Here is a 20,635-nt window from a genome sequence, read left to right as displayed (position 1 = left end):
CGGTTCGGGAAGGTGGGGCCAGGCGCCGGGAGTGAGTATGGAAGATTTTGCTGGCGAAGGCCTGCCTACCCGTGAGGAGGTGCTGGAGCGTATCCGCACCGCCACCGGCCCGATTGGCGTGCGCGATCTCTCGCGCATCTTCAACCTCAAGGGCGCCCAGCGGCGCTGGCTGAGGGATCTGTTAAAGACGCTGGAAGATGAAGGCGCGCTGGAGCGTCAGGGCGGCCGCAAGGTTGCCCCGCCGATGAGCCTGCCTGCCGTGAGCGTAATCGATGTCGTCGGCCCCGATGCCGATGGCGAACTGATCGCGCGTCCTGCCAAGTGGGACAATGAAGAGGCGCCGCCGCTCATCTATGTGAACCCCGGCAGCCGCCATCAGGGCGAACTGGCGGAGCGCGTGCGCTTGCTGGCCCGCCTGAACCGCAATGAAGACGGCACCTACAATGCCGCCGTCATCCGCGTGCTGGCCGATGCGCCGCCGCGTGTCGTCGGCAAGGTCGAGCGCATCTCCGGCGGTTTTGCCTTCATCGTTCCCGCCGACAAGCGCCTCAAGAGCGACTTCATGGCCAAGGTGACCGACCTTGCCGAGGCCGAGGAAGGCGATGTGGTCGTAGGCGAGCTGTTGCCCCGTTCGATGCGCCACCAGCGCATGGTCCGTGTGATCGAGGTGCTGGGCCGTGCCGACGATCCGCGCGCCGCCAGCCTGCTTGCCATCCACGAGCAGGGCATCCCGGTCGATTTCCCGCAGGAGGCGCTGGACCAAGCCGCCGAGGCGGAGCCGCCGGGCATGGACGGGCGCGAGGATCTGCGCACCATCCCGCTCGTCACCATCGACGGGCTCGATGCGCGCGATTTCGACGATGCCGTCTTTGCCGAACCGACCGAGGAAGGCTGGCATCTCATCGTTGCCATTGCCGATGTCGCCTATTACGTCCGCCAGGGCTCGCCGCTCGACAAGGCTGCCTATGAGCGTGGCAACAGCTGTTATTTCCCCGACCGCGTCGTGCCGATGCTGCCGGAGCGGCTTTCCAACGATCTGTGCTCGCTGCGCCCGCATGAGGACAGGCCCTGCCTTGCCGCGCATATGTGGATCGACGAGCATGGCAAGCTCAAGCGCCACAAGTTCGTGCGCGGCATGATGCGCTCGGCCGCCCGCCTCGTGTACGAGCAGGTGCAGGAAGCTGCCGACGGCAATACCGACGAAAAGACCGCCCCGCTGATGGAGACGGTCATCAAGCCGCTCTACGAGGCTTTCAAGGTTCTGCAGAAGGCGCGCGACCGGCGCGGCACGCTTGATCTCGATCTGCCGGAGCGGGTGGTGAAAATGAGCCCTGAGGGCAAGGTTGCCACCATCGGCACCCGTGCCCGCCTCGACAGCCACCGCCTTGTCGAGGAGTTCATGATCCTCGCCAACGTCGCTGCTGCCGAAGCGCTGGAGGCCAAGGAAGCCCCCTGCGTCTACCGTGTGCACGACCAGCCGTCGGAAGACCGGCTGGTCGGCCTGCGCCAGATGCTGGAGAGCTTCGGTTATTCGCTCGCCACCGGCAGCCTCAAGCCTTCCAACTTCCGCCACATCCTGGAGCTGGCGGTCGACAAGCCGGAAAAGGTGCTGATCAACGAAAGTGTGCTGCGTTGCCAGGCCCAGGCCGTCTATGCGCCCGAGAATATCGGGCATTTCGGCCTTGCCCTGCATCGCTATGCCCACTTCACCTCGCCGATCCGGCGTTATTCTGACCTCATCGTCCACCGCTCTCTCATCAAGGCCTATCGCCTTGGCGAAGGAGAACTGGTGACCGCGCATCTGGCGCTGGAAGAGGCGTGCGACCACATCTCCCGCACCGAGCGCCGGGCGATTGCCGCCGAGCGTGATGCCGCCAACCGCTATGTTGCCGCCTATCTCAGCGACAAGGTGGGTGCGCGTTTTGCCGGCCGCATCTCCTCCGTCACCCGCTTCGGCTGCTTCGTGGTGCTGGATGAAACCGGCGCTGACGGCCTCGTGCCCATGAGCACGCTGCCGGATGATTATTATGTGCATGACGAGCAGCGCCATGCGCTGATCGGTCGGCGCCATCACCGCGTCTACCGCCTCGGCGCCCGTGTGGAGGTCACGCTGCTGGAGGCGGATGGCCTGAGCGGCAGCACCCTCTTCCGCATCGAGAATCCGGACGGCGCGGACCTGCCCTATGCGCCGATCACCAATTTCGACGTGCTCAATGATGGCGGCAGCCGTCATCGCCGGATGGTGGAAAAGCGCTCCAACATGAAAAAGGCGCGCGCCGTCTCCAAGGCCCGCAAGGAAGGCCAGTCCGGCAAGGCCGGCAGCCGCGGCGGCAGCAAAAGCGGCGGGCGCAAAGGTCCGGGCAAGCGCTAAAAAGCGATTCCAGGGGCGGCAGCGCTGCCCCTATTGCCCCGGCAGGCTGGCAAGCCCGCTGTTGAAGACCTCGCGTGCCGCCCGGCCACTGGCATCATTACGAAAACAGACGAAGAGCTCCTTTTGGGCCAACAATGGCGTGCTCATCGTCAGCGCTGTGCGAAAGGGCGCAAGGTCGGGGACCGTCTGCAGCAGATAGTCCAGCACATTGCTGTCGATGACCGCCGCATCCAGCCGGCCGAGCGCCACCTTGCGCACATTGGTGACGTCATCGGGGGCCGTTTCCGCCCGCACCGTGCCGCGAACCACCATGCCGTCGAAGGCTGCCGTATTCATGTAGCCAGAGACGACACCGATATGTTTGCCGACAAGGTCCGGCAAATCCTGCCATTCCAGCGGCCGGTCGCGCCGCATCACGAAGCCCAGCGGCCCGCGCTGAAAGGGCCGGGAATAAAGGCAGCGTGTCCCGGACACCTCGGCATCGAGGCTGCGGTCATAATATTCCGGCCCGTACCCGACATAGCCGGCTCCGGTAGTGCCGCTCACCACCGCGCGCTCCCACGGCAGGAAATCCACCACCAGCGACGCGCCGGCGGCGTCGAAGGCCTGGCGCAGGATGCGCGTGCTGGTGCCGCCATCCTTCTCCCTGGCGCTGGCATAGGGCGGCCATTCCAGCGAGGCGAGGTGAAAGGTCTCGGCAAGTGCCGGGCCGGCATGGAAAAGCACCAGCGCCAGGCTGAGGGTGGCGGCCCGGCCCGGAAGAAAAAGAGACAAGAAAGCGCGCAGGGACATCGAATGGCTCCGCTACGATTTCTTCACCTGATGGTGCCATGGCGTGATGCAGAAGGCTGCTTGCGAGCCCCGGCATCAGCCCCCCGGTTCGGCCCATTCCCGGTGAGGATGGGCTCTTTGCCTTTGATCCCGGCTATCAAAGCCGGATTCGATGAAAGTTCGATTAAACTTGCCGGCACCGGCACAAGAAAAAAGCCGACGATCCTGAAAATCGTCGGCTTTATAGGGGCGAAGTCTGAAAACCCTAGCCGAAGACGGCCCTGGCAGCGGCGCGCCGCCTCTCACCCACGACCGGCGCCGCAAGCGCCCCGAAGACAAGACCGATGACGCTCCACAGGCCAAGCTGGATGCCCATGGCCGTCATCCGGAACCGCCACAGCAGCGTGGCTGAAAAATCGTCTGGCACTTCGTTCACCGCCGGCAGCAGGGCCGTCACGATGCCGATGGCGACCACCAAGGCGGCGACCGCCACGATACCGGCATTCCAGCCGCCAAGGCTGGCGGCAAGCCGGCCGCGAAGCCAGGCCGCAAGACCGATCAGCACAAGAGTGAAGAACAGCAGGATGAAATGCAGCTCAGTACGCCAAGCGATGGTCTCCCCCACGCCGACAGCCGGCGGGTTGGGCGGATATTTGATTGCCGGCACGACGCAGAAGGCGATAAAGGCCCCGAGTGCCAGCAATGCCGCCAGCGGCCGTGCGGAGAGCGCCCCCACCCGCCCGTAACAGAAGGCAAAAGCGAGCGCAAAAAGGCCGCCCACGGCCGTGGCATAAACCATCACCCCGACAAAGAGCCCGAGGCCTGCCTGCGTATCGCGGCTGACAAGGGCCTCCTCACCATGGCTGTGGCCGGCAGGCGCCGCCGACTGGCCCTCCGTCTCTTGCGCCCCTGCGACATGATCATGGTCATGCGCGTGTTCATGCGGGGCGGCTGCTTCGGAGGCTTCTTCAAAAGCGATGGCGAGGTTGACCTGCGGCTCGCCGAAAACCCGGGCGATACCAAAAGCCAAAAGACCGGCGACGAGGCCTGCAATCAGGCCCCGTGCCAGAAGCTGTGCGATCATGTTCCCCTCCAGCGGGTCTTAGTGGCAGGGGAAACCCAGCAGGTGGCGGCCGTCATGCACGAATTCGTGCACGGAAGTGCCGGAGATGAGCGAGAGCGCCCCCTCCTCCACACCGACGAAATAGATCGCCAGCACAAACACAAGCCCGGCGAAAATCGCCCAGGGCAGCAGCGCCTTCAGGGGAATGGAAACGGGTTCGATAGCCGGAAGGGCACCCGTGGAATAAGCGGCGTCGGTCATGAAAAGCTCCTGGGATACGCGTCCCGCAAGACAGATAACGCCGTGGAAGAAGGTCTGACTCCCGTCCCCTCAACATTCTCGAAGGGCTGGTTACAGTGGCGCGACCGCGCCGGGTTTGCACCGGCTTCCACATTCCACGGCCGACGGCGTTAGATTAAGGTTGCGATGGCTTGACTGTCAAACATCGCTCACCCGTTCCCACATGTCTTTTCAAGGATTCATGACCTCTTCTCCCCCGACCCTCTATCTGCTGTGCCATGGCGCGACCCCCGCGCTGCGTGCCGCCGCCTTTGCCGGCGCCGCCGATGTACTGGAAGCGCCGGCCCGCCGCCGGGTTCAGGCGCTAGCGCCGACCCTGCCGCGCTATCGCCGCACCCTCGTCGCTCCTAATGCCGCGGCGGCGGAAACCGCTACGCTGATCGGCCATGGCTATGCAGCGCCCACTCCCGCGCTCGCCGGCTACGATGCCGGTAGCTGGGCAGGGCTTGATGCCGGGCAGCTTGCGCAAACGCAGGGACCGGCCTTTTCGCGCTGGATGCAGGACCCTGCTGTCGCCCCGCCGGGCGGCGAAAGCCGGCTGGCCTTCCAGTCCCGTATCGGCGGCTGGCTCGACGGGTGGAATGCCCCCGGCAGCACACTTGCCATTGCCTCGCCGTTCGTGCTGCGCGCGGCCCTGTTGCACGCGCTGGCGGCGCCGGCAGCCAGTTTTTTTGCCGTCGATATCCTGCCGCTCACCCTTCTCAAGCTTACCGGCGCCGGCCGGCGCAGCCCCTCGGGCTGGGCAGTCGCCGCATTGATTCCACCGCCGGGCCTCGGCGCCCTGCGAACACAGGCCCGCACCCCGCGGGCCGCGCGCCCCGCGTAACAGCCCTGCGGCGAAAAGGGCCCTCGGCAAGTCGCCTTGATGTTATAGAAAAGCTGCATCCGCCATCGGGCGGCATGCGATTGACGCTTTCAAGGACATGGCCAATGGCCAGAGAAATCTACGGCGGATCACAACTTTCCCGCACCCTGCGCGGCCTCGGCCGCGGCTTCAGCAGATGCTGCCCGCAATGTGGTGAAGCCACCCTTTTTCGCGGCTTTCTCAAAGTTGAGCCGGTCTGCCGCAAATGCGGACTCAATCTCGGTGAGTTCCGCGCCGACGATGCCCCGCCCTACTTCACCGTACTTATTGTCGGTCACATCATCATCCCCGCGCTGTTTCTTTTGGAGCGTTTGCAGCATCCACCCGTTTGGCTACATATGCTAATCTGGGTGCCGACGACGCTGGCACTTACTTTCCTGCTGCTGCCGCGCATCAAGGGAGCGGTGATCGGAACACAATGGTCGCTGGGGATAAGAGGCTGAAACCGGGATTGAACGTTGTGGGGCCGCTGGTCGTCCCGCAGCGCTCCCGGCTGCGCCGCCTCTGGCACGGCGCCCTGCTCACCGGCCTTATGCTGGTGTGTTCCAGCTGCATGTCCACCCCGGGCCCCTCTGCCGAACCGGCAGCAGCAGGCCCGGCGCTGGATGAGCGTGTCTTTATCGTCGGTTTCGAGCGCATTGACGAAGTGTTTGTCGATCCTGTCGATATCCGCGTGATGGCGGTCGACGGCATCAACGGCCTCTCCGCGCTCGACCCCAATATCAGGGCCACGCTCGAAAGCGGTATGGTCCAGCTCTATAGCGGCGAGCGCAAGGTGCTGGCCCTGCCGGCACCCGCCCAGCACGATGCACGCGGCTGGGGCCATCTGATCGCGCAGATGGCCGGTTATGCCGCCACCTGGTCGCCGCCGCTGCGCGGCACCACGGCCGATGCGGTCTATTCCGCTGTGCTCGGCCATGTCGTGCACGATCTCGATGAATATTCGCGCTACAGCGATCCGGACCATGCCCGTGTCGAGCGCGCCGACCGCGACGGTTATGGCGGCATCGGCATCTCGCTTGCCCAGCAGGGCGAATGGCCGACCATCGTCGATATCTTCACCGGCTCTACTGCCGAACGCTCCGGCCTTGCCATTGGCGAGCGCCTTACCTCCATCGATGGCATCCCCACCCGCCGCCTCAGCGAAGATGACGCGATGGAGATGATGCACGGGCCGCTCAACAGCGTCGTCACGCTGGGGATAGAGGATGGCAACGGCTCGTTCCGCACCGTCTCCGTTACCCGCGAGCGGGTGGTGCGCAACAGCGTGACTGCCCGCTTCGACGATGGCGTCGGCGTGCTGTCGATTGACCGTTTCAACACCGCAACCGCCGCCAATCTCGCCCGCGCCATCTACGAGATGCATGCCTATGGCGCCCGGCTGAAGGGCTTCGTGCTCGATCTGCGCGGCAATCCCGGCGGGCTGCTCGATCAGGCTATCGCCAGTGCCGATCTCTTCATGGATAGCGGCCTGATCAGCGAGGCGCGCGGACGCCATCCCGACAGCATGCAGCGCTACATGGCCCATCCCGGCGATCAGGCCCATGGCCTGCCGCTTGTCGTGCTGATCGATGGCGGAACAGCCTCGGCGGCCGAAGTGATGGCCGCCGCCTTGCGCGACAGCGAGCGTGCCGCCGTCATCGGCACGGTTTCCTATGGCAAGGGCAGCGTGCAGACCGTGACCCGCCTGCCCAACCAGGCCGAGCTCTTCCTTACCTGGTCGCGGCTCTATTCCCCCTCCGGTGCCACGCTCAACCGGCTCGGCGTTTATCCCACCATCTGCACCACTGCCCTCAAGGAGGGCGATGTCGACGAGGTTCTGGGCCGGCTGCGCATCAATGGCCTGCCGACGGTCAGCGGTGTTCTTGCCTTGCAGGCCGCCGCCGCGACCGACCGGGATGCCCTGGCCGATTATCGCCGCAGCTGCCCGCCCTCGCGGGAAAAGCACGGCGTCGACCTCGACCTTGCCCTTGGGGTGGCCAGCAACTCGCTGCTCTTCCAGCGTGCGATTGCCTTGCAGACCCGGGGCGAAACCGCCTCTGCGGTCGCCGAGGGCTATATTACCCCCGCCCAGCATTGATGCCTTGCGCAGGCAAGGTGCGCTTGGCGCTTGACTTCTGCGCGTGAGGCCCTATGTTCCGCGTCCAGATTTTGCTTTGAAATTGTCTTTCGGAGTTCGAGTACCATGGCCAAGCCGGCTACCCAACTGATCCGCATGGTCAGCTCTGCTGGCACGGGCTACTTCTACGTGAAGAAGAAGAACCCGCGCACGCAGACCGAAAAGATGGAAATGCGCAAGTACGACCCGCGTGCGCGCAAGCACGTTGTGTTCAAGGAAGCCAAGATCAAGTAACTTGTAAAAGTTATCTGGTCACTGGGCGCCGAACGCGTTTTCCAGACCTGCAAAACAAAAGGCCGCTTCGACATCGAAGCGGCCTTTTGTTTTGATCCTGATCTCTTGCTGGCAGCAGCGCTGCCTCTCAGGCGCCGGCGACGCTCGCTGCCGAACCGCCGTCGACATCGTCGGCGACCACCTTGTTGCGGCCGGCATTCTTGGCCGCATAAAGCGCCATGTCCGCCCGGTGCAGCACCCGGTCCACCGGCTCTTCCGGATCGGTGCACACGCTGGCACCCACGCTGATGGTCACTTCCAGCTGCGTGGAGAGCGATCCGACGATAAAGGGCTTGCCGGCCACCCGTGCCCGCAGGCGCTCGCCCACCAGCATGGCGTTTTCGAGCGAGGTATCCGGCATGATGATGACGAATTCCTCGCCGCCCAGACGGCCGACCAGATCGAAGCTGCGCAGGTTGTCGGAGAGGCGTACCGAGATTTCCTTCAGCACCTCATCGCCGATGCTGTGACCGAAGCTGTCATTCACGTTCTTGAAATGGTCGATATCGATCATCAGCACCGAGACGGGCTTGCCCGCCTCGCCGATGCTCTGGATGACCCGCTCCAGATGCGCCATCGTGTAGCGGCGGTTATAAAGCCCGGTCAGGCTGTCCGTCATCGCCATGGAGAGGCTGCGCTCGTAGGAGCGCCGCAGCTGATCCTGGAACCGCTTGCGCCGCACCTGCGTGCGCACGCGGGCCAGCAGCTCGTTGCGGTCCATCGGCTTCATCAGATAGTCGTTGGCGCCAAGATCGAGGCCCTTGACCGTACGCTGCAGGTCACCCTCGTCCGCGATCAGCAGGATGGGGATCTGCCGCGTGCTCTCGCGCGAGCGCAGCTGGCTGACAAGGCGCAGGCCATCTTCATCCAGCAGCGTCAGGCTGACGACAAACAGCTCGAACTCGTCTGAAGCTGCATGGTCCATCGCGTCGGCGAGCGTGCGGGCCGTCTTCACCTCATGCTGGTCGAGCTTCAGCGTCTCCACGATGCGCTCGATATCCACGGCGCTGTCATCCAGCACCAGGATGCGGGCATTGCGTGTGGGTGCGTCCATCAGCGAGCTGTCGCCCACCATCACGCCCAGCTGGCCGGAGGTCTGCTGGCGCAGGCGCCACTCGTCCATCATCATCTTGAGCCGCACCAGCGAACGCACGCGGGCAAACAGCGCCACGTCATTCACCGGCTTGGTCAGGAAATCGTCCGCTCCCACCTCAAGACCGCGCACACGGTCCGACGTGTCGGACAGCGCTGTCACCATGATCACCGGAATGTGCATGGTGGCGCTGTTCTTCTTCAGGAGTTCGCACACCTCGAACCCGTCCATGCCCGGCATCATGATGTCGAGCAGGATGATGTCGGGGTGCTGCTGGTGGGCAACCTCCAGCGCCTGCCGCCCGTCAAAGGCGGTCACCACGTCAAAATACTCCCGCGTCAGCTTGGCCTGAAGCAGCTTGACGTTCGGCAGTACATCATCGACGACGAGGACGCGGGCAGACATTGCGGGTCAGTCCAGGTAACGGCGGATGGTCTCGATGAAGTTCATCACCGAGATCGGTTTGGCGATGTAGTCCTCGCACCCGCCCTCGCGGATCTTCTCCTCATCGCCCTTCATGGCAAAGGCCGTCACGGCAATCACCGGAATGCTGCGCAGTTCATCATCCTCCTTGAGCCACTTGGTGACCTCAAGGCCGGAGACTTCGGGCAGCTGGATGTCCATCAGAATGAGATCGGGGCGTTGGCTGCGGGCGATACGAAGCGCCTCAAGGCCATCCTTGGTCTGGATGGTGCCGTAGCCGTGGGCTTCGAGCAGGTCGTTGAAAAGCTTCATGTTGAGATCGTTGTCTTCAACGATCAGCACCATCTTGGCCGGCGCAGCTCGCGGCGCTCCTGCGGTATTCTGGCTCAGATTCAAGTCAGCTTCATCCCGGTTCTGGCCCCTGCTCAGCCGGCCGGCAAGGCCCGCCACCAAGGCGGGGCGCCGGCAATCTGGTACGCCCTGATTTTGTTATTGCGATCTTATCCGGATCGCTTCTATGCCGTCAGCGGTTATCCGCTCCGGCACGGTCGGCGGCACCCCTTATTATGGCATGCCTCTTTGAATTTCGTTTTACGCTATCGTAGCCCAATATTCACAGAATAAGTTAACGGGCGGTGAAGGTTTCACGCGCAGTGGTGGTCAAGTGCTTGAGATATGTCGGGATTGCACGCGGCCCATCGACCGCAAAACACCACCCCAGATTGCCGGCGATCGTCCGGGAAAATCTGCGCGCTGCCCTTTCTGCGGGTCTCCGAGGCTCATCAGCCACCTTGAGTTGACCAGCCTTTCCATCGCCCATCTGGACTGCGATGCCTTTTATGCCTCGGTAGAAAAAAGGGATAGGCCGGAACTTGCCTCCCGTGCCGTGATCGTTGGCGGCACAGGACCGCGCGGCGTCGTCTCCACCGCCTGCTATATCGCACGCATCAGCGGTGTGCGTTCGGCCATGCCGATGTTCAAGGCCTTGCAGCTCTGCCCGGATGCCGTGGTCATCAAGCCGGATATGGCGCGGTACGTCGAAGCCGGGCGCAAGGTGCGCTCGCTGATGCAGGACCTGACGCCGCTGGTGGAGCCGCTTTCCATCGATGAGGCCTTTCTCGATCTGGGCGGTACTGAAGCGCTGCATGGCGGCCCTCCTGCCCTCACCCTCGTGCGCCTTGCCCGCCGGATCGAGCAAGAAGTCGGCGTCACCGTCTCCATAGGCCTCAGCCACAACAAGTTCCTCGCCAAGGTTGCGTCCGACCTCGACAAGCCGCGCGGCTTCTCCATCATCGGCAAGGCGGAGACGCTGGATTTCCTGGCCCCCAAGCCGGTGTCGCTCATCTGGGGTGTCGGCAAGGCCATGCAGCAGAAGCTGGCCGGCGATGGCATCCACACCATCGGCCAGATTCGCGGGCTCGATGAAAAGCTGCTGATGAAGCGTTACGGCCGCATGGGCCCGCATCTCTGGCGCCTGTCGCAGGGGCTTGATGAGCGCAAGGTGGAGCCTGATGGCGTTGCCAAGGCCATTTCCAGCGAAACCACCTTCGACAAGGATATCGCCGGCCTTGCCGCACTGCGCGCCATCTTGTGGCCGCTGTGCGAAAAAGTGGCTCACCGCCTGCGCAAGGCCGGTTTTTCCGCCCAGACCATCACGCTCAAGCTGCGCACCGGGGACTTCAAGGCGGTCACCCGCTCGCGCACGCTGGAGGCGCCAACCCAGCTGGCGGATACGCTCTTTCGCACTGCCGCCGCCCTGCTGGCACCGGAAGCAACCGGAGCGGTGCGCTACCGGCTGATCGGCGTCGGCTGCTCGCACCTGAGGCCGGGAGAGGATGCCGACCCGCCGGACCTGCTCGATCCCGGCCTGCCCAAGCGCAAGAAAGTGGAAGCGGCGATGGAAGCTCTCCGGGGCCGCATGGGAGACGAAGCGATCATGAAAGGCCGCGCCCTGCCCAGCAGGAAGCCGCATGAGCCCCGCCCGCGCATCATCGACCCGCTGGCCCCAAAACCCTCAAAGCGCGAAAGCGCAGCGGATCAGCAGCCGCCGGACGGTAACGGCTCCAGCGCGAGCAGGCGCGCCGACAGGACGTAATCGCCGTAATTCATCAGCATGTCACTGGCGACGCCATTTTCATGCAGGTCGAACGACATCTCATATTCCGGGCTGGCATCGCCGCCATCCGGAGCAAAGAAGGCGAGCGAGACCGACTTGGCCGGAGAGGCCAGCAGCCGGGCATCGATGGCCTTCTTGCCTTCCTTGCCGTCAGCGGTCTTTTGCGTCGGCAACTTGTCGGCAGCTTCTTCCGCACTGCCCCCGCGCGGCGCCCGGCTGATCACGGCATTGACGGAAACGCCGCTGTCCATGTCGCTGCCGTCAAACAGCTTGCGGAACAAGAGGCTCGGGCCATGCCCCACCGCCTGCATAAGCTGCAGGGTGTGCGCGGTCGGGAACAGGGTATCCGCCGCAAGCGGGATGTCCTTTTCCTCCGGCTGGGTAAAATGCGCCACCATCTGCCCGCCGCTGCGCTCGGCCGTCCCCTCGATCGCCTCGTCGAGGTCGCCATTCACCAGCTTGCGCACATGGAACTGCAGCCTGTTGCCGTCCTTCGATTCCCAGGAGACGAAGTCGTTGCGGATCTGCACGTCGTCGCCGTCGCGGTAGCTGTAGGCAAGATCGTAGCGCTGGTTGGTGATCCAGCCGTCGCACGCATCAGCCCATTCAAAGCTCATCTTGCCGGAGGCCGCTGTCACCTGGCTGTTGGATGAACTGCGGGCAAGGGTGATGTCGTAGAGCGCCCGGTGCGGCACGACATTCGCGCTTGCGGGCGGCAAGGGCCCCGGCGTCGCGGGAGCCGGCCCGGCAAGGGCAACTCCGGCGGTAAATGTGAACGCAAGGCTGGCGGATAACAGCACGCGGTGGAATAACATAAGCCCCGGCCTCAAAATCATCGCTCTGACCCTTGCGCCACACTGCGGCGCGGATAAGGCATTCTTCAACCTCGACAAATGGCAGTCTAGGCTGTTTTAGGGACAATCCATGAGCAAAAATCGCAACGTTCTCGTCACCAACCGCCTTCCGGCAGCCGTTGAGGCACGGCTGGACGCAGAATTTTCGCCGAAGCGCGGCGCCAATGGCGGTTCGATGACCCGGGAAGAGATTCTGGAGGGCGCCAAAGAAACGCCCTGCCTGCTGATTTCCCCGGCTGTACGCTTTGACCGCGAGATGATCTTTGCCCTGCCGGCATCGGTGAAGGCTGTTGCGACCGTTTCGGTGGGATTTGACCATATCGATCTTGAGGCCGCCCGCGAGCGCGGCCTTATCGTGACCAACACCCCGGACGTGCTGACGGACTCGACTGCCGATATCGCGCTCGTCCTCATGCTGTCCGCCGCCCGCCGTACCGGCGAGGCCGAGCGGCAGGTGCGCGCCGGCAAATGGGGCGGCTACACCCCGGCTTCCTCGATCATGGGCATCGAAGTCAGCGGCAAGAAGCTCGGCATCTATGGCATGGGCCGTATCGGCCAGGCGCTTGCCACCCGTGCCCGCGCCCTGAACATGGAAATCCACTATGCCGGCCGCCGCCGCCTGCCGCCCGAGCAGGAACAGGGCGCCATCTACCACCCCGATCTCTCCGGCTTCCTCGGCGAGATTGATTTCCTTTCCCTGCACTGCCCGTCGACGGCCGAGACCTATCACTGGCTCGACGCCGCCAAGATCGCACAGATGAAGCCGTCGGCCATCGTCATCAATACCGCGCGCGGCGCCGTGCTGGACGATGCCGCCCTGATCGCCGCGCTCAAGGAAGGCCGGCTCTATGCCGCCGGCCTCGACGTGTTCGAGAACGAGCCGAATATCAATCCGGGTTATCTCGAACTGGAGAATGTCGTGCTGCTGCCGCATATCGGCAGCGCCACCACCGAGACCCGCAATGCCGTTTGCTTCAAGGCGCTCGACAATCTGGCGGCAGTCTTTGCCGGGCAGGAACCGCCCGACCGTATCGCCTGAGCCCCAACATACAGGAAGAGGCAGGCGGCAAAACCTGCCTCTTTCATTTTTATCTATTAATTTCAATGCACTAAACGCTTGGCACACCCCTTGCTTTGATTGGGTCAACGCACCCCACCAGACAAGGGACGCAAGCAAAAATGACCGTACACTCCGCGCTCAAGGAAATGACCCCCGCCACCGGCAGCCTGCTTTACGGCACGGCCACCAGCGAACGGCTCAAGGATATCCGCAAGGGTCTCGGCAGCTCCCTTTCCGTGCTGCTCGACCGTGCTCTCGATCTGGTGGCCGAAGCCGAGCAGATGCTGGCCGACCAGCGCAGCCGGATTGCCTATCTGGAATCGCTGGCGATGGCCGACGAACTCTCGGGCCTCCTGAACCGCCGTGGCTTCAACGAACAGTTCGATCGCGAGATTGCCGCCGCCCGCCGTTATGACGGCGCCGCCGGCGTGCTGGTGCTGATCGATCTCGATGGTTTCAAGCAAGTCAACGACACCAAGGGGCACCTGGCCGGTGATGCCGTGCTGCGCCATGCCGCCGACCTGCTGCGCGACAATGTCCGCGAAGCCGACATCATTGCCCGTCTCGGCGGTGACGAATTCGCGGTGGTGCTGACCCGCACCGACGAGCGTGCCGCAGCCGAGCGTATCCGCACCCTTACCCGCGGCCTTGCCAATATGCAGATCGAGTGGAATGGCGAGGTGATCGAGGCTGGCGCAAGCATCGGTTATGCGAGCTTTGCGTCCAGCGACAGCCGTGACGAGGTCTTCGCGCTGGCCGACCGTCACCTCTATGCCGACAAGGCCGCCCGCAAGTCCATGGCGGCCTGATCTTCACATCCCTTTCGCCGGCACCGGGTTCCCTCACCCTTCCGCCGGCTCTTCCAGCAAGCAGCTTTTACCAGTTTCCTAGCGCGACTAAGGCCCGGACAGTTCTTCTGTCCGGGCCCTTTTTTTGTCGTCACCCCAGAAAGGCAAAGGCCGGGAAAGTTACCCTTCCCGGCCTTTGTTCATTTTCTTGTCCGCCCCCTGGAGATCAGGCCGGCTTCACCTTGGCCTTCGGCAGGTCGAGCTTGATGTGCAGCTCACGCAGCCGTTCCATTTCCACGGCCGCCGGCGCGCCCATCAGCAGGTCTTCCGCCTTCTGGTTCAGCGGGAAGGCGATGACTTCGCGGATGTTCGGCTCGTCGGCCAGCAGCATGACGATACGGTCCACACCCGGCGCGGCACCACCATGCGGCGGGGCGCCGAACTTGAGCGCCGACAGCATGCCGCCGAAACGCTCTTCCAGCTGCTCGCGGCTGTAACCGGCGATCTCGAAGGCCTTGTACATGACCTCCGGCAGGTGGTTACGGATGGCGCCCGAGGTGAGCTCGATGCCGTTGCAGACGATGTCGTACTGGAAGGCCTTGATATCGAGCGGGTTCCTGCTCTCCAGCGCCTCAAGGCCGCCCTGCGGCATCGAGAACGGGTTGTGGGAGAAGTCGATCTTGCCGGTCTCTTCGTCTTCCTCATACATCGGGAAGTCGACGATCCAGCACAGCTTGAAGAGCTTGTGATCGATCAGCTCAAGGTCTTCGCCAATGCGGGTACGCGCCTTGCCGGCCAGCTTGGCCGCCGGCAGCGCCTTGTCGCAGGTGAAGAACACGGCATCGCCGGCCTTGAGGCCCACCTTTTCCTTGAGCGCCGCCTGGGCGGCTTCCGGCAGGAACTTGGCGATCGGGCCGGAGCCCTCGCCATCCTTGAAGACGATATAACCGAGGCCCGGGGCACCTTCGCCGCGCGCCCAGTCATTGAGCTTGTCGAACCAGCTGCGCGGACGCTCGGCAGCGCCCGGCGCGGGAATGGCACGCACCACACCACCGGCCTCGATCACGCCCTTGAAGGCCTTGAAGGAAACGTCGTCGCGGGCGAACACCTCGGTCACGTCGACAATTTCCAGCGGGTTGCGCAGGTCCGGCTTGTCGTTGCCGTATTTCAGCATCGACTCGTCGTAGGGAATACGCGGCCACGGGCCCGGCACCACGGTGCGCTCGCCCTTGAATTCCTCGAACACGCCATGCAGCACCGGCTCAATGGCCTTGAAGACGTCTTCCTGCTCCACGAACGACATCTCGACATCGAGCTGGTAGAATTCGCCTGGGCTGCGGTCGGCGCGGGCATCTTCGTCACGGAAGCACGGGGCGATCTGGAAATAGCGATCATAACCCGAGATCATCAGCAGCTGCTTGAACTGCTGCGGCGCCTGCGGCAGCGCGTAGAAGGTGCCGGGATGCACACGGCTCGGCACCAGATAGTCGCGCGCACCTTCCGGGGAAGAGGCAGTCAGGATCGGGGTCTGAAACTCGGTGAAGCCCTGGGCAACCATGCGGCCGCGCAGCGAGGTGATGATGCGCGAGCGCAGCACGATGTTGCGCTGCATCTTCTGGCGGCGCAGGTCGAGGAAGCGGTAACGCAGGCGAATATCCTCGCCGGCATCCTCGTCGCTGGAAACCTGCAGCGGCAGCACGTCGGCGCGCGACTGCACGGTCACTTCATCGATGCGCAGCTCAACCTCACCGGTCGGCAGCTTCGGGTTGATGGTGCCTTCGATGCGCTTCACCACACGGCCGGTAACCGTGATGACGCTTTCGACGCGCAGGCTCTCGACGATCTTGAAGATCTCGCTCTCGATATCGACCACGCACTGCGTCAGACCGTAATGATCGCGCAGGTCGATAAACAGCAGGTTGCCGTGATCTCGCTTGGAATGCACCCAGCCGGACAGACGCACGGTCTGGCCGATATGGTCGGCGCGCAGCGCGCCGCAGGTATGGGACCGGTAGGGGTGCAACTCGCTCATTTTTTATCTCTGACAGAGGGCGGACCTAAAAGTTCCGCCAAACCACCGTGCCGGCGGTCTTTTGTCAAGAAAACTCTAGGGTCGGCAGTGCTTCTTCCGGCCCCTCCGGTACCAGCCTCAGCCCATTTAATTCCATAAAAATTGGCCTCAGGGGTGGGATCCCTGCCCGCCGGTGCCATATTCAGTAGTCCCGATGACCAGCCAACGGAGGGCATAATGGCCAGATACCGCGTGGTAGTCGCAAACGGGACCGACAAGATCCCCATCAGCGGCGCGCCCGTTTTCGAGGAGCAGGGCAAGGCCCGCGCCTGGGCTGCCACCTTCATGAACGAGAATGCGGATTTCTTCGCCCACGGCAATCGCAGTGCGGTGGTTGAAACCCTGCCGGACATGGTTTCGTCCTGAGGCTCGTCCCGTGAAGCCGGGCTGCATCGTCCTGATGGCGGTGCAGCCCCTTCGCAAGAGAGCAGACAAGTGCCCGCAAAACCCCGCGAAGAGAGGTTAGTTGCCTCTCGGCGGCGCCTCCCGCGCGCATAAGCATTTGCGCCCGGCTCCGGCTGGTGTAATGGCATTTGTCATGACTCTCATCACCACAACTTCCGACCTCGCCGATTTCTGTTCCCGCGCCCGCCGGGAGACCTATGTCACGGTCGATACGGAATTCATGCGGGAGAAAACCTACTGGCCGCAGCTCTGCCTCGTGCAGGTCGCAACCTCCGAAGAAGCGGTCGCCATCGACCCGCTCGCCGAGGAGATCGACCTTGCGCCGCTCCTGGAGTTGCTCGCTGACGAAAAGGTGCTGAAGGTTTTCCACGCCTCCCGTCAGGATGTGGAAATCTTCGTGGCCATGACCGGCAAGGTTCCAACCCCGCTGTTCGACACCCAGGTCGCCGCCATGGTGTGCGGTTATGGCGACAGCGTCGGTTACGAGACGCTGGTCAACAAGATCGCCCGGCAGAGCCTCGACAAATCTTCGCGCTTTACCGACTGGTCGCAGCGCCCGCTCACCGAAAAGCAGGTGGATTACGCGCTCGCCGACGTGACGCATCTGCGCGTGATCTATGAGGCGATGGCCGCACAGATCGCCGAGACGGGCCGCGAGAGCTGGATCGCCGAGGAGATGGAGGTGCTGACCACGCCCTCCACCTATCAGGTCGATCCGTGGGAGGCCTGGCAGCGCATCAAGCATCGCTCCGGCAAGCCGCGTTTCCTCGCCATCCTGCGCGAAGTTGCCGCCTGGCGTGAGCGCGCCGTGCAGCAGCGCGATATTCCGCGCAACCGCCTGCTGCGCGACGACAGCCTGCTCGACATCGCCGGACAGGCGCCGACCAGCCTCAAGGATCTCGGCCGTATCCGCGCCCTGCCGCGCAACATTGCAGAAGGCAAGCTGGGCGAGGAACTGATCGCCGCCATCCAGCGCGCCATGGCGCTGCCCAAGGATGAGCTGCCGCTGCCGCCGGACCGCACCGAGCTACCGGCCGGGATCGGCCCGATGGTCGAGCTCTTGAAGGTGCTGCTCAAGACCCGCTGCGAAGAAGCCGGAGTTGCACCGCGCCTCGTTGCCAGCGGCAATGACCTTGAACTCATTGCCGCCTTCGACAAGCCGGGGGTGCCGGCGCTGCATGGCTGGCGGCTCGAGCTCTTCGGCCATGATGCGCTTGATCTCAAGGGCGGAAAACTTGGCCTCGGCATCCGCGACGGTGCCGTCGAGGTGTTCGAACTCGAGGAATAAGGCAACTTCCCTGTTGCTCTGCTTCACCGAAGGGCCGGCTTCTCCGTAAGGGAAGCCGGCCCTTTGTCATTTTGTCGCAGGCCGTCTTTCCAGGCGTTGGCACAAGCCCTGCTTCTACCAGCCCGAACACAAGTTCGATCAGCGCCGCCGGAAGGGGACGGCGCGGCCCACATCGTTGGAGCAGAAGAACATGATCGGTAGCGCGCTGGCAGGGGCAAGTGCTTGGGGAACAACGGGTTCTTCAGGTTCCATAGGGCAAAAGGCCAAGGACGCCTTCAAGAGTGCAGATACGGACCAGAGCGGCGGACTAAGCCTTCAGGAGCTTGCCTCCTTTGGGCAAGGAATGCAGGTCGGCAATATCTCCCCGGCAAATAGTGCCGGGTCAGAGGCTCTTGGCGACCTTTTCTCTTCGATCGACAGTGACGGCTCCGGCAGCCTGTCGCAGGACGAACTTTCCGGCTTCTTCGTCAAGATGAGCCAGCAGACCCAGGGCGGCCTGCTGCAGATCCAGGAAGATGCCTCCGGCACCTCGTCCTCCTCGGACAGCAGCGCTTCTGCCGACACCATGAGTTCTGCGGCCGATGACGTGGCCGCCCAGTTCATGGCGCAGGTCGACCAGAACGGCGATGGCGACATCACCCTCGACGAATTCTCCCAGTATCTCGACAAGCTGGCGAGCGAGGACAAGAAGGGGCCGCCGCCGGACGACCAGAATGTCGCCGCGGCCGATGGCAGTGCTCCTCCACCTCCGCCGCCCGCAGATGATGCCAGCGCAGCGCCGGACAGCAGCACCGACGCCACCACCGCATCGAGCGACAGCAGCAGCTCCGGCGGTTCCGGTGGCTCCAGCAAGTCGACCGATCCGGCTGACACCAATGGCGACGGCGTGGTCTCCTTTGCCGAGCGCATGGCCTACATGAACGGCAGCGACGGCACCAGCACGGACGCCAGCAGCGCTGCAAGCCAGAGCAACGACCCGATGCAGGGGCTGATGAACCTGATGATGAAGCAGGCGACCAGCGCCTACTCCAGCACCGACAGCCTGACCTCTGCCGCCTCCATGTTCGGCAGCGCGGCCTGACGGTTACCGACAGACCAGAGTTCCAGCAAAAAGGGCTATCCCGACGGGTAGCCCTTTTTTCATTTCCCGATGCGGCAGCCGTCAGTCGATCATCTGGACCGAAGCGGTGACGCCCAGCGCCGAGGCCAGCGCTTCGAACCGGCGCATGACGGCATCGCCGATCATCACATCCTCCTCACGCGGCAGGCTGAGCAGCAGGCTGCTGTCGGTCAGCGTCAGATCCGTCGGCGCCAGCAGCGCCGGCGCACCGCCGGAGAGGTTATGTGCGAGCCGCAGCGCAAGGCCGAGCCGCACCGCCTGCTCTACCTGGCGCTCATCCAGCAGGCGCCGCGCATCGGCGGTAAAACCGCCCCCGGCATCGCCGCTATAACGCGCGTGGATGGCGAGCGCGAGAAAAGCACGCTCCGGATGGCTGAGCGCGGCAAAAGGCATGCGCAGGACACGCAGATAGGCATGTTCGGCACGGTAATCCGGATGTTCGAACCAGCCGACATCGGAAAGCGTGCAGGTGGCTACCCGCAGGCGCCGCTCGCCCGGCGTTTCCTCCGGAAACAGCGGCGAGGTCCAGGCGGTCAGAATCTCGCCATGGCCAAAACGGCCAAGCGTATGTTCCAGCGCCTCACAGGCATCGAGCAGCGGGTCCTTGATGCGCTCACTGTCCGGTAACTGGTCGAACAGCACGCCTTCACGCAGACCAAAGGCGGAGAAGATAACCGAGCGCGGCTCCAGCCGCATCAAAAGCCGCTCCAGCACCAGACAGGCGACCGGCAGTACATCACGCCGACGGCGCGAGGCACCCGGCAGCTTCTCGATCTCCGGCTTGCCCATGGCAGCGACACGGCTTGCAAGTTCAGTGATTTCCGGCCCTGACACCTCGTAATCATGCACGATGTGGATAGGGTGGCCGGTCTGTTCCATATGCGCCTTGGCAAGCGAACGCCAGGCACCGCCCACGGGATAAAAATTGCGGCCCGCATAGCTGGAGAGCCAGCGCACGGCGTCCAGCCGCTTGTCGATCTCCGCCACCAGTGCGTCCTTGCCGCCGGAAATCCCCATGAGGCGCAGCGGACCGAGCGGCGTTGTCACCATGCTGCCGAGCGCATGGTCGTCGATGCCGACCAGCTCAAGGCTGCCGCCACCCAGATCGCCCATCACGCCATCGGCCCAGGGGGTGCCGGAGATGACGCCGACAGCCGAAAGCCGGGCTTCCTCCTCGCCGGAGATGACGGTGATATCGAGCCCGCATTCCCGGCGCACCCGCGCCACGAACTCCGGCCCGTCCACCGCATCGCGCACGGCGGCGGTGGCAATGACATCGAGCCGCACCAGCCGCATCGCTTCGGCAAGGTGCCGGAAGCGCGCAAGATTGACGATGGCGAGTTCAACGCCTTCCGGGTTCAGCTTGCCGCTCTGCTCCAGCGTCTTGCCGAGCCCGCACAGCACCTTTTCGTTGTGGATGACCACGGGCGCACGGCCGAGCCGGCTGTAGACCACGATACGGATCGAATTCGACCCGATATCGACGACACCGACCCACCCTTGCGGAGAAGCGCTGATGCCCGAACCGGCTCCGGCCACGGATGCCACCGGCACGTAAGCCCCTCTCCCGAAACGATCGACCATTGGTCCTTCCTGAAACGTCACGCCATCCGGGCCCCGGTCGGGCCTTGTCCTGACGAGCATAGTGGCTTGTC

General features: G+C 63.9%; 19 protein-coding genes and 1 pseudogene. 12 read left to right on the top strand and 8 right to left on the bottom strand.

What is annotated here, in order from left to right:
- The first annotated feature begins 37 nt into the window (after positions 1-37).
- Entirely contained in the window at positions 38-2,371 is a 2,334-nt protein-coding gene (gene rnr, locus QTL98_RS09790) for a ribonuclease R (protein ID WP_445682029.1), read from the top strand.
- 30 nt (positions 2,372-2,401) lie between these two features.
- On the opposite strand, the gene QTL98_RS09785 is transcribed toward rnr, so the two are convergent.
- The 3 genes from QTL98_RS09785 to QTL98_RS09775 all read right to left on the bottom strand — a co-directional run bounded on the left by QTL98_RS09785 (position 2,402) and on the right by QTL98_RS09775 (position 4,466).
- Positions 2,402-3,163, bottom strand: coding sequence for a substrate-binding periplasmic protein (locus QTL98_RS09785; protein WP_445682028.1), 762 nt, complete (start codon positions 3,161-3,163; stop codon positions 2,402-2,404).
- A gap of 244 nt (positions 3,164-3,407) precedes the next feature.
- Positions 3,408-4,226: a CbtA family protein gene (locus QTL98_RS09780; protein ID WP_445682027.1), complete on the bottom strand. Its 819-nt coding sequence runs from the start codon at positions 4,224-4,226 to the stop codon at positions 3,408-3,410.
- An 18-nt stretch (positions 4,227-4,244) separates the two neighbouring features.
- Complete coding sequence (locus QTL98_RS09775) at positions 4,245-4,466, bottom strand: CbtB domain-containing protein (protein WP_445682026.1); 222 nt, start codon at positions 4,464-4,466, stop codon at positions 4,245-4,247.
- A 220-nt stretch (positions 4,467-4,686) separates the two neighbouring features.
- On the opposite strand from QTL98_RS09775, the gene QTL98_RS09770 reads away from it, so the two are divergent.
- From QTL98_RS09770 to rpmG, 4 genes are all read left to right on the top strand, one after another.
- Positions 4,687-5,331, top strand: coding sequence for a histidine phosphatase family protein (locus QTL98_RS09770; RefSeq protein WP_445682025.1), 645 nt, complete (start codon positions 4,687-4,689; stop codon positions 5,329-5,331).
- A gap of 104 nt (positions 5,332-5,435) precedes the next feature.
- On the top strand, positions 5,436-5,813 hold the full coding sequence (locus QTL98_RS09765) for a DUF983 domain-containing protein (RefSeq protein WP_445682024.1): 378 nt from the start codon (positions 5,436-5,438) through the stop codon (positions 5,811-5,813).
- A gap of 17 nt (positions 5,814-5,830) precedes the next feature.
- On the top strand, positions 5,831-7,450 hold the full coding sequence (locus tag QTL98_RS09760; RefSeq protein WP_445682126.1) for a S41 family peptidase: 1,620 nt from the start codon (positions 5,831-5,833) through the stop codon (positions 7,448-7,450).
- Between the two features lie 105 nt (positions 7,451-7,555).
- A complete protein-coding gene (gene rpmG / locus QTL98_RS09755; RefSeq protein ID WP_445682023.1) occupies positions 7,556-7,723 on the top strand; it encodes a 50S ribosomal protein L33 in 168 nt (55 codons plus the stop codon).
- 127 nt (positions 7,724-7,850) lie between these two features.
- Here the strand turns inward: rpmG and QTL98_RS09750 are convergent, their stop codons facing one another.
- Both QTL98_RS09750 and QTL98_RS09745 read right to left on the bottom strand, forming a co-directional pair.
- A complete protein-coding gene (locus QTL98_RS09750) occupies positions 7,851-9,260 on the bottom strand; it encodes a PleD family two-component system response regulator (RefSeq protein ID WP_445682022.1) in 1,410 nt (469 codons plus the stop codon).
- Positions 9,261-9,266: 6 nt separating this feature from the next.
- Positions 9,267-9,623: a response regulator gene (locus tag QTL98_RS09745; protein ID WP_445682125.1), complete on the bottom strand. Its 357-nt coding sequence runs from the start codon at positions 9,621-9,623 to the stop codon at positions 9,267-9,269.
- Positions 9,624-9,942: 319 nt separating this feature from the next.
- Here QTL98_RS09745 and QTL98_RS09740 point away from each other — a divergent pair, with 319 nt between their 5' ends.
- Positions 9,943-11,373 carry a DNA polymerase IV gene (locus QTL98_RS09740; protein WP_445682021.1) on the top strand — a complete coding sequence of 477 codons (1,431 nt, stop codon included), beginning with the start codon at positions 9,943-9,945 and terminating at the stop codon, positions 11,371-11,373.
- Here QTL98_RS09740 and QTL98_RS09735 read toward each other — a convergent pair.
- Positions 11,316-12,113 carry a cell envelope integrity EipB family protein gene (locus tag QTL98_RS09735; RefSeq protein WP_445682020.1) on the bottom strand — a complete coding sequence of 266 codons (798 nt, stop codon included), beginning with the start codon at positions 12,111-12,113 and terminating at the stop codon, positions 11,316-11,318. The two genes, QTL98_RS09740 and QTL98_RS09735, sit on opposite strands and share 58 nt — an antisense overlap.
- A 205-nt stretch (positions 12,114-12,318) precedes the next feature.
- On the opposite strand from QTL98_RS09735, the gene QTL98_RS09730 reads away from it, so the two are divergent.
- Together QTL98_RS09730 and QTL98_RS09725 are read left to right on the top strand one after the other, a co-directional pair.
- Positions 12,319-13,287, top strand: coding sequence for a 2-hydroxyacid dehydrogenase (locus QTL98_RS09730; RefSeq protein ID WP_445682019.1), 969 nt, complete (start codon positions 12,319-12,321; stop codon positions 13,285-13,287).
- A gap of 140 nt (positions 13,288-13,427) precedes the next feature.
- Positions 13,428-14,117, top strand: coding sequence for a GGDEF domain-containing protein (locus tag QTL98_RS09725; RefSeq protein ID WP_445682018.1), 690 nt, complete (start codon positions 13,428-13,430; stop codon positions 14,115-14,117).
- A 205-nt stretch (positions 14,118-14,322) separates the two neighbouring features.
- On the opposite strand, the gene aspS is transcribed toward QTL98_RS09725, so the two are convergent.
- The gene (aspS, locus tag QTL98_RS09720) at positions 14,323-16,119 is read right to left on the bottom strand and encodes an aspartate--tRNA ligase (protein WP_445682124.1); all 1,797 of its coding nucleotides are present in this window, start codon (positions 16,117-16,119) and stop codon (positions 14,323-14,325) included.
- Between the two features lie 225 nt (positions 16,120-16,344).
- Here aspS and QTL98_RS09715 point away from each other — a divergent pair, with 225 nt between their 5' ends.
- The 4 genes and pseudogenes from QTL98_RS09715 to QTL98_RS09700 all read left to right on the top strand — a co-directional run bounded on the left by QTL98_RS09715 (position 16,345) and on the right by QTL98_RS09700 (position 18,941).
- Positions 16,345-16,533, top strand: a complete 189-nt coding sequence (locus QTL98_RS09715) for a hypothetical protein (RefSeq protein WP_445682017.1) — start codon at positions 16,345-16,347, stop codon at positions 16,531-16,533.
- A 172-nt stretch (positions 16,534-16,705) separates the two neighbouring features.
- Positions 16,706-17,860 (top strand): ribonuclease D, encoded by a 1,155-nt coding sequence (rnd, locus tag QTL98_RS09710; RefSeq protein WP_445682016.1) that lies wholly within the window; start codon positions 16,706-16,708, stop codon positions 17,858-17,860.
- A gap of 190 nt (positions 17,861-18,050) precedes the next feature.
- Positions 18,051-18,164, top strand: a pseudogene (locus QTL98_RS09705) (hypothetical protein); the annotation flags it as partial.
- 39 nt (positions 18,165-18,203) lie between these two features.
- The gene (locus QTL98_RS09700) at positions 18,204-18,941 is read left to right on the top strand and encodes an EF-hand domain-containing protein (protein ID WP_445682123.1); all 738 of its coding nucleotides are present in this window, start codon (positions 18,204-18,206) and stop codon (positions 18,939-18,941) included.
- Positions 18,942-19,022: 81 nt separating this feature from the next.
- On the opposite strand, the gene QTL98_RS09695 is transcribed toward QTL98_RS09700, so the two are convergent.
- Positions 19,023-20,564 carry a Ppx/GppA phosphatase family protein gene (locus tag QTL98_RS09695; protein ID WP_445682015.1) on the bottom strand — a complete coding sequence of 514 codons (1,542 nt, stop codon included), beginning with the start codon at positions 20,562-20,564 and terminating at the stop codon, positions 19,023-19,025.
- Positions 20,565-20,635 lie beyond the last annotated feature (71 nt).

Source organism: Radicibacter daui, from assembly GCA_030657355.1.
Classification (GTDB): Bacteria; Pseudomonadota; Alphaproteobacteria; order Radicibacterales; family Radicibacteraceae; genus Radicibacter; species Radicibacter daui.
This window is presented reverse-complemented; position numbering and strand designations above follow the sequence as displayed.